This is a genomic window from Diaphorobacter sp. MNS-0 (assembly GCF_019602835.1).
Taxonomy (GTDB): domain Bacteria; phylum Pseudomonadota; class Gammaproteobacteria; order Burkholderiales; family Burkholderiaceae_C; genus Diaphorobacter; species Diaphorobacter nitroreducens.
In genome coordinates this window covers 16,686-28,694 of the sequence record NZ_CP080761.1, presented here as the reverse complement: position 1 = coordinate 28,694, position 12,009 = coordinate 16,686, and the positions used below count along the sequence as shown (strand labels likewise).

The following is a 12,009-nucleotide window of genomic DNA, read 5'->3' as shown; positions in this document are numbered from 1 at the left end:
CGGGTGCGCATCCGCTGCGCCGGCCGCGGGCTGCGGGCTGCGGCTCCGGCCTACAGGGCGGCTGGGCAGTGGGGGGCTGCAGGGGTTATATAGTTATATATTCAGGTAACAACAACACCTCGCAACCATGCCTACCATCGCCCGCCGCAGCGCCTTTTTCCGGCGCACCGCCCTTCTCTCCCCGGTGCCTTTTCTCGCGGCCGCCGCCGCGTGCCTCACGGCCCCACCGGCCCTGGCGCAGCCGTCAGAGGACCGGGCCTACGCCCCTTCGGTCTACGTGCAGGGCGAATGGGCGCGGCGCCAGACGGATGCCATCACCATCGGCGCCACCCTGCCCTGGGGCACCTGGCGCCGCCCGCTGTGGGGCGGCGAGCTGCGCGGCCATTGGGATGTTTCACTCAGCCGCTGGTCCTTTGATGGCATCGGCGGGCACAACAGCGCGGTGGTGGTGGGCGTGGCGCCCACGCTGCGCCTGCGCCCCGACGAGGGCCGTTCCCCCTGGTTCTGGGAGGCCGGCATCGGTGCCACCGTGGCCAGCCACCGCTACCGCGTGCAGGACCATGAGTTCAGCACCCGCTTCAACTTTGCCTCGCACCTGGGCCTGGGGCGCAACTTCGGCGCACAGCGCCAGCATGAACTGATGCTGAGCGTGCAGCACGTGTCCAACGCCGGCATCAAGAGCCCGAACCCCGGGGAGAACTTCCTGCAACTGCGCTACGCGTTGCACTTCTGAGCGGCCTGTGGACAAGCCTGGGGATGCGGCGCTGGTCATCTGCGCCTTGTCCACAGCACCCGTCCCACCGGCGCAGTTGTACCCATTTCAGGCCGGACTTGACCCGGTGCCGGGACACAGACTTTGCAGTAGCGCAAGTACGCGCCGCCATTCAGAAAAAGCGGCTTGTCCACAAAATGGCGCGGGCTCTACTACTACCACTATCAAGTAATAGACACATTCATGAATAACCGGAGCGATGGCCGCGTGGGTCAGGCCGTCGGCCGGTGTGCTTCATTATTGATAGCTGCCAGCGCTTGCCCATCAAGCGCCAGCAGCCATTTTTCCTGCAAGCCGGGTTATTTGGCCAAGCCAAGCTTCTCGATGATGACCTTCTCGGTCTTCATGGTGTCCAGCGCGTACTGCTTGTAGGTGGCGCTGTCCATGTAGTAGGTGTCCATGTCGAACTTCGCCAGGGACTCCTTGTAGTTGGGCATCTCCATGGCCTTCTTGAAGGCGTCGTGCAGCACCTGGGTGATCTTCGGGTCCGTGCCCTTGGGCACCACCAGGCCGAACGGCGAGGTCTGCACCAGGTTGATGCCCACTTCCTTGAGCGTGGGCACGTTGGGGAAGCGGGCCGAGCGCTTGTCCCCCCAGACCGACAGCACGCGCAGCTTGCCCTGCTCCACGTACGGCGCCCAGCCGGGCGTGTCGGCAATCGACATCACATGCCCGCCCAGCACGGCCTGCAGCGACTCGGAGTTGCCCTTGTAGGGAATGTGGTTCAGCGTCACGCCGGCCTGCAGGGCGATGTTCTCCATCGTCAGGTGCAACGTGGTCAGCGCACCGGGCGTGCCGTAGTTCAGCTTGCCGGGGTTGTTCTTGGCGTAGGCGATGTAGTCCTGCATGGACTTGATGGGCGAGTCCGCGGGCACCACCAGGCCGAAGGCGTAGCCCGCCAGGCCGATCACGTATTGCAGGTCGGTGGCCGGGTTCCAGTTGATCTTCTGCGTGTAGGGCAGGCGGAACACCGGCAGCGGCACCTGTGCGAGCGTGTAGCCGTCGGCCGGGGTGCTCTGCATCATCTGCGCGGGCAGCACGCCGCCGGCGCCGGGCTTGTTCTCGATGATCACGGGCTGGCCCAGGATCTTGGAGGCGTTCTCCGCCAGCACGCGGAACGGCACATCGGTCGAGCCGCCGGCGGTGAAGCCGATCAGCACCTTGATCGGGCGGCTGGGAAAGCGCTCGGGTTGCGCCAGCGCGGGGCCGGCCACGCAGCCGGCGGCCAGCAGCAGGGACAGGGTGCGGCGGTTGAGCAAAGCATGGGTCATGGAGGGAGTCCTTGGGTCTATGGCCTCCGGCGCTGCGATCAACCCGCTGTGCAGGCCGTGTGCTGTGGAGGCCTTCAGGTAGCGTGGTTTCTCTGTGCGAAATTCATGGAGGCACGGGAGAAGTGGCGTGATTTCAGTATCCCCCTGATGAAAAACCCTTCTCGCTAGGGAAATCCATGAGTCGGTGCAGAAAAGTTGCGATGAAATAATTCCGCTAAGAGAAATTTACCTGGAGAGTGGGAATGGCGCGCACACGGAACATCGACTTCGACGAAGGCGCGGACAGCCGGCGATTCGTGACCGCGCTGGCCCGGGGGCTGGACGTGCTGGCGTGCTTCCAGGTGGACGAAAAATGGCTCACCAATGCCGAGATCGCCGCGCGCACCGGCCTGCCCAAGCCAACGGTGGTGCGCCTGGCCTACACGCTGTGCGTGCTGGGCTACCTGCGCCATTCGCGCGACAGCGGCAAGTACGCGCTGGGCGACAGCCTGGCGGCACTGGGCATCACCATGGTGTCCAACCTGCGGCTGCGGCGCATTGCACGGCCCTACATGCAGGACTTCGCGGACCGCTACGACATCTCGGTGTCGCTGGGCATCCGCAACGGGCTGTCGGTGCTGTACGTGGAAAACTGCCGCTCGGGCACGCCGCTGTCGCTGGGACTGGACCTCGGCGCGCGCCTTCCGGTGGCGGAGACGGCCATGGGCCACGCCTTGCTGGCCGTGATGGAGCCGCGCGAGCGCGAGCGGCTGCTGGCCGAGATCCGCCAGGCCGAAGGCGAGCGCTGGCCGCAATTGCGCCAGGCCATCGAGACCGGGTGTGCCCACTGGCGGGCGCGTGGCTTCACGGTGGTGGTGCGCGACTGGCAGACGGACATCGCGGGCGTGGGCGCCGCCATCCGCCAGCCCGACGGCCGCGTGATCAGCTTCAACGCGGGCGGCTCGGCCAGCAAGTTCCCGCGCGCGCTGCTGGAGCAGGAGATCGGCCCGCAGTTCGCACGCATGGTCAAGGGGCTGGAGCCGTTCGTGCGCAGCGAGGAAGCGTAAGCTATCGATTAAATAGCTGTTAGCGCTTGCTGGACAAGCGTTACAGGCCAATTGGGCTTAAAGAGACGGCGTGCGGGCTGCGGCGATGTGGTCGTGCAGCAGTTGCTCCAGCAGATCCAGCGGCAGCGGCCGGCTGAAAAAGTAACCCTGGTACACCGCGCAGCCTGCGTGCGCCAGCCAGTCGCGCTGCGCGCTGGTCTCCACGCCCTCGGCGATCACCTCCAGGCCCAGGCTGGCGGCCAGGCCGATGATGGTGCGCACGATGGCCGCGTCGTTGGGGTCCGTGAGCAGGTCGCGCACGAAGCTCTGGTCGATCTTGAGCTGCCCGAGCGGCATGCGCTTGAGGTAGGCCAGCGACGAGTAGCCGGTGCCGAAGTCGTCCAGCGAAAAGCCCACGCCCAGCGCGCGCAGCGCCGCCATGGTGGCAATGGTGGCGGCCAAGTCTTCCACCAGCAGGCTCTCGGTCAGTTCCAGCTTGAGCTGGGAGGCCGGCGCGCCGGTGGCGGCCAGCACGCCCGCCACGTCGTCCACGAAACCCGCATCGCGGAACTGGCGCGAGCTCACGTTCACTGCCATGGTCAGCGGCGCCAGCGCCGGCACCCGCTGCCAATCGGCCAGCACCGAGCACGCCGTGTGCAGCACCCAGTGCCCCAGCGGCAGCACCAGGCCGGTCTCCTCGGCCAGCGGAATGAACTGCCCGGGCGACACCATGCCGCGCCGCGGGTGCGCCCAGCGCAGCAACGCCTCCACGCCCACGATCGCGCCCCGCGCGTTGATCTGCGGCTGGTAGTGCAGCAGAAACTCTTTCTGCGCCAGCGCGTTGCGCAGGTCCGCCTCGAGCGAGGCACGCTCGGCCACGGCATGCTGCATGCTCGGGTTGAAAAAGCGCAGCGTGTTGCGTCCCGCGGTCTTGGCCTGGTACATCGCCAGGTCGGCCTGCTTGAGCAGTTCGCCCACCGTGGTGGGCGCGTGGTTGAACAGTGCGATGCCGATGCTGGGCGTGCTGCGGTACTGGTACCCGGTGAGCGCATAGGGGGCGCTGAGCACGGCGAGGATCTTCTCGCCCACGGCGCCCGCCTGCTCCGCCAGCGTGTCGCTGTGCGCGCTGAGCTGCTCCACCAGCACCACGAATTCGTCGCCACCCAGGCGCGCCACCGTGTCTGCGCTGCGCACGCAGGTGTTCAGCCGCTGCGCCACGATCTGCAGCAGCTCGTCCCCCTGGTCATGGCCCAGCGTGTCGTTGAGGGTCTTGAAGTTGTCCAGGTCGATGAACAGCAGCGCCCCGCCCTGCTCCAGGCGCTGCGCCTTGGCCAGGGCCTGGTCCACGCGGTCCAGCAGCTGCACGCGGTTGGGCAGGTGGGTGAGCGGGTCGAAGAAGGCCAGGCGCTGGATCTCGCGCTCCTGGTGCTTGCGCGTGCCGATGTCGGCGTTGATCGCGAGGACCGACTCGGGCTCGCCGCGGTCGTTGCGCACCAGCGTCCAGCGGCCTTCGGCTTCGAGGGTGCGGCCCGCGCGGTCGCACTGCAGGATCTCGCCGCTCCACACGCCGTGCTGCATCACGTGCTGGGTGGCGCGCAGGAAGTCCTCCGGGTTCTGATACAGCAGCGTGGCGATGGAGCGGCCGAGGACCTCCTCGCGCGACCAGCCGTACATGCGCTCTGCGCCCTCGTTCCAGAACGTGATGCGGTGCTCCAGGTCGCGCACGATGATGGCGTCGCGCGCCTTGTCCAGCAGCGATGCCTGCTGGCGGATGCGCTGGTCGTCCGTCTGGCGCTGCAGTTCGGCGGCCGCGCGCGCGGCGAAGATCTGCAGCGTGTTGCTGACGAACCGGCTGCGCTCCAGCGTCTGGCGGAACACCACGAAGATCATGCCGATGGGCGTGCCGTCGCTGGCCGTGAGCTGCTGGCCCACGTAGCTGCGCGCGCCCGTGCGCGCGAGCACCGGCGCCCGCGGGAACCGCTCGCGCGCACGGTCGCGGATGACCAGCGAGCGCTGGGTCAGCAGCCGCTCGCTCGGCGTGCCTTCCAGTACGTATTCGGCATTGGGCTGGGCCACGCCATCGACCACGTGAGACAGCGCCACCGCCCGCCGCGCCTGCCCGGGGGCGGCCGGCAGGAAACGGCCCACGCAGGCCACCTGGGCGCCCAGCGCCTCGGCCATGTGCTGCGCCAGATGGTCGAAGAACGCCGCGCCCACGCCGGCCGAGACGGCGGTGGCCACCTTGACCAACGTGGCCTGCAGGCGCTGCTGCTCCGCGCGGGCACGCAGGTTCTCGATGCCGAACGCGAGGTCGGCGGCCATGGCCTCCAGCAACTGCGTCTCCTGCACCCCCAGGTGCAGCACCTCGGGCGCATACAGGTACAGCAGGCCGAAGGTGCGCTCGGCGTTGCGCAGCGGCAGGCACACCACGGCGTGAAAGCCCAGCTGGGCCATGCGGTCCGCCAGGTGGCTGAAAGCCGGGCTGTGGTGCACGTCGTGCACGATCACCGTGCGGCCGCTGCGCACGCACACGCCTGCCGGGCCGTTGCCGCCCGGCTCCTGCACCGACCAGCTCAGGTGCAGGTGTTCGGTGTAATCATGGGCTTGGGCGACGCCCGCGTGCGCCACGGGCTCGATGCGCCTGTGCGCATCGTCGCGTGCCATGCCCACCCAGCCCATGCGGTAGCCGCCGATCTCCACGGCCACGCTGCACACGGCGTGCAGTAGATCGGACTCGCTGGTGGCACGCACCAGTGTCTCGCTGCAAGCGCCGCGCATGCGCTTGGCCCGGTTGACGCGCGCCAGCTCGTCCTCGATACGGCAGCGCTCGGTCACGTCGCTGGCCAGCATCTGCCACGCCGGGCGCCCGCCGAAATCCGTGTCGCCCACGACGACTTCCACGTCCAGGGCGGCGCCGTCCTTGCGTGCGTGGCGCCACAGCCGTGGTGCGGACGCGGGAGACCCGGGTGCATGGGCCTCGCGGCGCAGCATGTCGAGTGCGCAGGTGGCCGCGTCCTGGTTCTCCGCGGACCAGAGCGCGCGCAACTCCATGCCCAGCAGCTCCTGCTCCGCATGGCCGTAGTGGCGGACCATGGCGTGGTTCACCGCCAGCAGACGCAGGCTGTCGCGGTCGCAGACCCACATGGGCTGCGGATGTTCGGCAAAGAGCGTGCGGTACTGCTGCTCGGACGCACGCAGCTGCGCGTCCACGCGCCGCAACTGCAACATGGCGCCCAGCGACTCGGCCAGGATGCGCAGGTGCAGCAGATGCTGCGCATCCAGCGCTGCGCCCTGGGGCACCCTCACCTGGAGCAGGCCCGCGAGCAGCGCGCCGCTGCCCAGCGGCATGCTGACCCGCCGGTGGGGAGGTTGCGCACTTCCCACATCCTGCGCGGGGGCGTCCGTGGCTGCCTGTAGGCCCGCGCGTGCGGCTTGCTCCATGCCCTGCCAGGATGCGCAGGCGTCCAGCGGCACGCGGGTGCCGATCGCCGGCAGGGGCGGCGCACCCACGCTGGCGCGCACGGCCAGCGCATCGTTTTCGCGCAACGCGATCATTGCCCCGACCGCGCCCGTGATCGCGCAGGCGGCTTGGGCGGCCTGCGCCAGGACGTGCTCCAGGGGCAGCTGCAGGTCTGTGATCAGTTGCTGGAGCTGCAGCAGGAGTGCATGCGCCGCTGCCTCGTCGTGCGCCGGCACCGCTGCGGCCCGGCCTCCTGCCTCGGCCGGGTGGGCTGACGGAGTTCCGGTGGAATCGCTGATAGGCATGGCGCGCTGCGTGTCATGCCCACGCGCGGCCGGGATGGCGCTGCGGGAAGGAGCGAGAGGCGGCCCGGGCCATGGCGCGCGTCAGGAGCCGCCCAGGCTGGCGCCGGCCAAGGGGCTCGGCGGTGGCGCGGCGGGGTGTCGGAAGAACATGGCGGACGCTTGTGGCCCGAAAGGCGGGCGGATGTGACTGATGGTACATGGGCGCCCTCCTTCTTTTCTGCCGCGACGGCGCCGGAGCGTGTCAGCCGCGCGTGCGGCGTTCGCGCACCGCCGCAGCCAGCTGCTGCAGTACCGGCACGGTCTGTGCGAAGCTGATGCAGGCGTCGGTGACCGACACGCCGGGTGTGAGCGGCTGGCCGTCCACGATGTCCTGGCGGCCCTCCTGCAGGTGGCTCTCGATCATCACGCCGGTGATCCGCGCATCGCCCGCGGCGATCTGCTGGGCCACGTCCTGCGCCACGTCGATCTGGCGGCGGTGCTGCTTGCTGCTGTTGGCATGCGACAGGTCGATCATCACCTGCGGGCGCTGGCCGGCCTTCTCCAGCAGCGCGCAGGCGGCCTGCACGTCGGCCGCGCCGTAGTTCGGGGCCTTGCCGCCGCGCAGGATCACATGGCAGTCGTGGTTGCCGCGCGTCTCGAAGATCGCCGCCTGCCCCATCTTGGTCATACCCATGAAGGCATGCGGTGCCTGCGCGGCCTGGATGGCGTCGGCTGCCACCTTCACGCCGCCATCCGTGCCGTTCTTGAAGCCCACGGGGCAGGACAGGCCGCTGGCCAGTTGCCGGTGGCTCTGGCTTTCGGTGGTGCGCGCGCCGATGGCGCCCCAGCTCACCAGGTCGCTGATGAACTGCGGCGACAGCAGGTCCAGGAATTCCGTGCCCACGGGCAGACCCAGCGCCAGCACGTCCAGCAGCAATGCGCGGGCGCGCTCCAGGCCTTCGTTGATGGCGAAGCTGCCGTCCAGGTGCGGGTCGTTGATGTAGCCCTTCCAGCCCACGGTGGTGCGGGGCTTCTCGAAGTACACGCGCATCACGATGAGCAGGTCCTGCGCCAGCGCATCCGCCTGCTCCTTCAACAGGCGCGCGTACTCCATGGCCTGGTCATGGTCGTGGATGGAGCACGGCCCCACCACGACGATGAGGCGGTCGTCCTGCCCGTGCAGCACGCGCGAGATGGCCACGCGGCTGCTTTCCACCAGCGTCTGCGCCGCATCGGGCGCGGGCTGCCATTCCTGCAGCAGCGCGGGCGTGATGAGCGGGCGCACGGCTTTGATGCGCAGGTCGTCGATGCGCGTGGTGTCGTGGGTGGTGAGCGGGGATGCGAGGCGTTCGGTCAGGGTCATGGTGCCCCGATTGTCGCGCTACCCGCGTGAGAGCCTGTCCTGGGAGTCCGCCGCCCTGCCCCGGCGGCAGGTGGCGGTGAAGGAAGGTAACACCGCCTGTGGCCGCCGCAAGCGGCGCCGTGGAAGTTCAGGGGCGCCGGAAGCTCGCGAACTGTTGCGACCAGTAGCGCGACTGCAGGTGGTCCAGGCGCACCGTGCCGCCGCTGGACGGCGCATGTACGAAGCGCCCCTCCCCCACGTAAATGCCGGCATGCGTGGGCCGGCCGCGGCCGAACACCACCAGGTCGCCCGTGCGCAGCTCGTCCGCGTCGATGGACTGGCCGAAGCCGCTCAACTGGGCCACCGTGCGCGGCGGGGCCACGCCCGCGCGGCTGGTGTACACGTAGCCGATGAGGCCGCTGCAGTCAAAGCCGCTGTCGGGCGTATTGCCGCCGTAGCGGTAGGGCGTGCCCACCAGTCCCAGGGCATGGATGGCGATGTCGCTCGACTGCTCGGGCGACAGGCGGGAATAGGCGGCGTTGCGCGAGGCAGAGGTGGGCGGCGTGGTGCCGCAGCCCACCACCAGCAGGCTGGCCGCGAGCGTCAGGACGGGAAGGGCAAAGGCGCGCATGGGGGTCAAGCGTAGCAGCCGCGGCGCGATGGCGCAGCCAACACCCCGCGCCCAGACGCGCTTTCTCCTACTTTTGCAACGTTTTTTGGGGTCATTTTTTGCACTTTTCTTGCGGCGCCTCGCCGTGGGTGCATGCGCGAAGGGTGTGGGGCGCGATTGCAGCGACTGAGCCGCGCAGTACAAAAATTTGTACTAGTACAAACAATACAATGTGTGCATGCCATCGTTGTCTGTAGAAGGAAGCAATGCCAAAGACATTGCGGCAAGCCTTGAATATGCCATGCGCCGCGGCGCTCTGCCAAGTGGCGCCGCCCTGCCCTCGGTGCGCCATCTGGCCGCAGAACTGGGGGTGAATCCCAACACCGTCGCCGCCGCTTATGCGCGGTTGCGCAGCGCGGGCCGCGTGGTCACTGCGGGGCGCCGCGGCACCCGCGTAGCGGGCGAGCCGCCCCACCCTGCCCCGTCGTTCGCTCCGCCCGAGGGCCTGCGCGACCTGGCCAGCGGCCAGCCCGATCCTGCGCTGCTGCCGCGTCCCCGCGGCGCGGCCTGGGCCGCTGCGCTGGGGCAGCCGGCAGCGGTGCCGCATGCGCCGCAAGCGGTTGCGGAGGCGCTGCTGTCGCAGGCGCGCCCCTGGCTGGAGAGCCAGGGCCTGCCTGGCGATGCCGTGGGGGTCTTCTCGGGTGCGCTGGATGCGATCGAGCGCGCCCTGCGCCAGCATGCGCGCCCCGGCGACCGCGTGGCGGTGGAAGACCCGGGCTGGCCACCGCTGCTGGCGCTGCTGTACAGCCTGCGCCTGCAGCCCGTACCCCTGGCCGTGGACGCGCAGGGGCTGTGCGTGCCGGCAGCGGGCGTGTTGGCGCAGTGCTGCGCCGTGGTGGTTACGCCGCGCGCGCACAACCCCACGGGCGTGGCCCTGGGTGCGGCCCGCTGGAAGGCGCTGCGCCGCCAATTGCGGGCCCATCCGCACACGCTGCTGATCCTGGATGACCATTGGGGCCTGCTGAGCCACGCGCCCCTGGCGATGGCCGGGGCCCTGCCGCCGCTGTGGCTGCATGTGCTGAGTGTGAGCAAGGCGTTGGGCGCAGACTGCCGCGTGGCCCTGGCCGCGGGCACGCCGGCGCTGGTGCAAGGGATGTGCGCACACCAGGCGCTGGGGCCGCGCTGGGTCAGCCACTGGTTGCAGGGGCTGGTGGCGCAGTTGTGGCGGCAGGCGGCGCAGGGACGTGCGCGGGGCTCATGGCGCCATGCCGCGGCCCAGTACGCGGCCCGCCGCGCGGCGCTGGCGGGCGCGCTGCGCGGCCACGGGGTGGCGGCGCCCTGGCTGGAAGGCGAGGGCCTGCACGCCTGGGTGCCCGTGTCCGACGAAGCCGCGGCGGTGCAGGCCCTGGCGGCCGCGGGCTGGGCGGTGCAGGCGGGCGCGCCGCTGCGGCTGCGCAGCGGGCAGGGTGTGCGCATCGGCCTGGGCGCCGTGGGCGTGCGCGATATGGGCCGGCTGGCGCGCGACCTGGCAGGGGCGCTGCGGCCTGCGGTGCGGGCGGTGTTTTAACGAACGCGAGCGCGCCGCGAATACGGCAGCGCTCCCGTGCTGCATGCCGCCCGTGGGGGGAATGTTGTCAAAGTCCGCTTCTTGAGATCTCGCTTCTTGCGGAGGGAGGCGGTCCTTGGAACTGCCGCCACGTGGTCTGTGGTTGGCCTCTTTGCGGGCGACGGGCTACCTGTGGCGGGGCACGCCGCGGCTTGCGGCGCCCGCTCTCCGCTCCAGCAACGCGCGCTGGCAAGACAGACGCTCCTCGCGCAAAGTGCCCCCGCGCGGGTTGGGCGCGCCGTCAATCCAGCGACAGCTCGCGGTGCTCGCCCAGCGGCTTGGGCTGCTCGCCGGTCAACGCGGCGGTGGCCAGTTGGTAGAGCTGGGAGAGCTTGCTGTCCTTCACGTCCCAGTATTCCGCATGCTCGATGCGGACGGCCAGCAGCACCAGATTGGGGTCTGTGGGACCGTCGGGGAACCAGGCCTTGGCCAGCGGCGTCCACAGTGCTTCCTTGCGCGCGGGGTCCTCGATGAAACCGGCCGTGCCCGACAGCGACACGTAGCAGTCTTCGCCCGGGTCGGCGTAGCTCAAATGCACCTGGCTGTCGGCCTGCAGGCGGCTGTGCAACTCGCTGCCGCGCGGGATGAAGAAGAACAGTTGACTCTGTGCATCGATGTCCTTGTTCAGCGTGGTCAGCGGGTGGGCATGCAGCCGGCCGTCGGCTGCGCGGTGGGCGAGCATGGCAAAGCGGATGTCCTTGATGCGGTTCCACAGCGTGGCGTGGGGGGAATCGTCGGGCATGGACATGGGAGAACCTCCGTGGGATGTAGGTAGGACGCAACGGCGCGGTGCGTCACGCACGCGCCGGGACGGGCATGCAACGCACTGTAGGGTGCGCTCGAGGTGCGCGGCGTCGGCCCCGGTCACGCCTGGATGTGCGCGCAATCCGACGCGCGGTATGAGTGGGAGAAGGATGAAAAATGCCCTGTAGCGCCCGCAACAAGGGCGGGGCAGCTACCCCATTTGCAACGCCGTTGGCGGCTGTTCGGCTGGCGCGGCCTGGCGGTGGTGCTGCAGCAGCTTGCCGATGGCAGGGCGTGCGCAGCGCTGCAACTGCATCAGCAGCGCGTGGTCCGGCCAGGCCAGGCCGAAGCGTTGGCACAGGTCACGCTGCATACAGGCCAGCAGCGCAGCGGCCATTTCCGCATCGGCCAGCGCGCGGTGGGCGCGTCCGGCGCGCGGCAGGCCGAGGTGGTCCGTGAGGCGGCCCAGGCTGTGGCTGGGCGCGTCGGGGTATACGCGGCGCGACAGCAGCACGGTGCAGGCGAACGGATGAGGCGCGCCGAGCCCGGCGTACTGCAATTCCGCCTGCCAGAACTTGCGGTCGAATGCGGCGTTGTGGGCCACCATGGGCGCGTCGCCCACAAAGCGCGCGGCCTCGCGCATCACTGCGGCGGCATCGGGGGCGGCTTCCACCATGGCATTCGTGATGCCGGTGAGCTGCGTGATGAAGGGCGGGATCCGCACGCCCGTGCGCATCAGGCTCTGGTAGCGGTCCACCACGCGGCCGCCTTCCATGAGCACGATGGCCACCTCGGTGGCGCGTGCACCCCGGGCAGGCATCATGCCGGTGGTTTCGAAATCGATGACGGCGATGGGGGCGGACGGCATGCGGGACGGCAGGAAACCGGCCCCGCG

General features: G+C 69.6%; 9 protein-coding genes. 3 read left to right on the top strand and 6 right to left on the bottom strand.

The window, feature by feature from the left end; translation table 11 throughout:
* Positions 1 to 127 precede the first annotated feature (127 nt).
* Positions 128 to 733: an acyloxyacyl hydrolase gene (locus K2L43_RS00125; RefSeq protein WP_011803478.1), complete on the top strand. Its 606-nt coding sequence runs from the start codon at positions 128 to 130 to the stop codon at positions 731 to 733.
* A gap of 338 nt (positions 734 to 1,071) precedes the next feature.
* Here the strand turns inward: K2L43_RS00125 and K2L43_RS00120 are convergent, their stop codons facing one another.
* Positions 1,072 to 2,043 (bottom strand): tripartite tricarboxylate transporter substrate-binding protein, encoded by a 972-nt coding sequence (locus K2L43_RS00120; RefSeq protein WP_011803477.1) that lies wholly within the window; start codon positions 2,041 to 2,043, stop codon positions 1,072 to 1,074.
* A gap of 242 nt (positions 2,044 to 2,285) precedes the next feature.
* Between K2L43_RS00120 and K2L43_RS00115 the strand changes: the two genes are divergently transcribed.
* On the top strand, positions 2,286 to 3,089 hold the full coding sequence (locus K2L43_RS00115; protein ID WP_012655140.1) for an IclR family transcriptional regulator: 804 nt from the start codon (positions 2,286 to 2,288) through the stop codon (positions 3,087 to 3,089).
* A gap of 57 nt (positions 3,090 to 3,146) precedes the next feature.
* Here the strand turns inward: K2L43_RS00115 and K2L43_RS00110 are convergent, their stop codons facing one another.
* From K2L43_RS00110 to K2L43_RS00100, 3 genes are all read right to left on the bottom strand, one after another.
* The gene (locus K2L43_RS00110; protein WP_220638229.1) at positions 3,147 to 6,833 is read right to left on the bottom strand and encodes an EAL domain-containing protein; all 3,687 of its coding nucleotides are present in this window, start codon (positions 6,831 to 6,833) and stop codon (positions 3,147 to 3,149) included.
* A 241-nt stretch (positions 6,834 to 7,074) separates the two neighbouring features.
* Positions 7,075 to 8,175 (bottom strand): 3-deoxy-7-phosphoheptulonate synthase, encoded by a 1,101-nt coding sequence (locus tag K2L43_RS00105; RefSeq protein ID WP_172204945.1) that lies wholly within the window; start codon positions 8,173 to 8,175, stop codon positions 7,075 to 7,077.
* 127 nt (positions 8,176 to 8,302) lie between these two features.
* Positions 8,303 to 8,785 (bottom strand): C40 family peptidase, encoded by a 483-nt coding sequence (locus tag K2L43_RS00100; RefSeq protein WP_220638228.1) that lies wholly within the window; start codon positions 8,783 to 8,785, stop codon positions 8,303 to 8,305.
* A 217-nt stretch (positions 8,786 to 9,002) separates the two neighbouring features.
* On the opposite strand from K2L43_RS00100, the gene K2L43_RS00095 reads away from it, so the two are divergent.
* On the top strand, positions 9,003 to 10,331 hold the full coding sequence (locus K2L43_RS00095; RefSeq protein ID WP_220638227.1) for an aminotransferase class I/II-fold pyridoxal phosphate-dependent enzyme: 1,329 nt from the start codon (positions 9,003 to 9,005) through the stop codon (positions 10,329 to 10,331).
* 280 nt (positions 10,332 to 10,611) lie between these two features.
* Here K2L43_RS00095 and K2L43_RS00090 read toward each other — a convergent pair whose 3' ends face one another.
* Both K2L43_RS00090 and K2L43_RS00085 read right to left on the bottom strand, forming a co-directional pair.
* A complete protein-coding gene (locus K2L43_RS00090; RefSeq protein WP_011807235.1) occupies positions 10,612 to 11,118 on the bottom strand; it encodes a pyridoxamine 5'-phosphate oxidase family protein in 507 nt (168 codons plus the stop codon).
* A gap of 207 nt (positions 11,119 to 11,325) precedes the next feature.
* Complete coding sequence (locus K2L43_RS00085; protein WP_047349205.1) at positions 11,326 to 11,982, bottom strand: PolC-type DNA polymerase III; 657 nt, start codon at positions 11,980 to 11,982, stop codon at positions 11,326 to 11,328.
* Between the last annotated feature and the right edge of the window lie 27 nt (positions 11,983 to 12,009).

Bases quoted from the DNA above. Each gene is read 5' to 3' on its own strand.
- K2L43_RS00120 (WP_011803477.1), bottom strand. From the start codon at position 2,043: ATGACCCATGCTTTGCTCAACCGCCGCACCCTGTCCCTGCTGCTGGCC.
- K2L43_RS00125 (WP_011803478.1), top strand. From the start codon at position 128: ATGCCTACCATCGCCCGCCGCAGCGCCTTTTTCCGGCGCACCGCCCTT.
- K2L43_RS00100 (WP_220638228.1), bottom strand. From the start codon at position 8,785: ATGCGCGCCTTTGCCCTTCCCGTCCTGACGCTCGCGGCCAGCCTGCTG.
- K2L43_RS00085 (WP_047349205.1), bottom strand. From the start codon at position 11,982: ATGCCGTCCGCCCCCATCGCCGTCATCGATTTCGAAACCACCGGCATG.
- K2L43_RS00095 (WP_220638227.1), top strand. From the start codon at position 9,003: ATGCCATCGTTGTCTGTAGAAGGAAGCAATGCCAAAGACATTGCGGCA.
- K2L43_RS00110 (WP_220638229.1), bottom strand. From the start codon at position 6,833: ATGCCTATCAGCGATTCCACCGGAACTCCGTCAGCCCACCCGGCCGAG.
- K2L43_RS00090 (WP_011807235.1), bottom strand. From the start codon at position 11,118: ATGTCCATGCCCGACGATTCCCCCCACGCCACGCTGTGGAACCGCATC.
- K2L43_RS00105 (WP_172204945.1), bottom strand. From the start codon at position 8,175: ATGACCCTGACCGAACGCCTCGCATCCCCGCTCACCACCCACGACACC.
- K2L43_RS00115 (WP_012655140.1), top strand. From the start codon at position 2,286: ATGGCGCGCACACGGAACATCGACTTCGACGAAGGCGCGGACAGCCGG.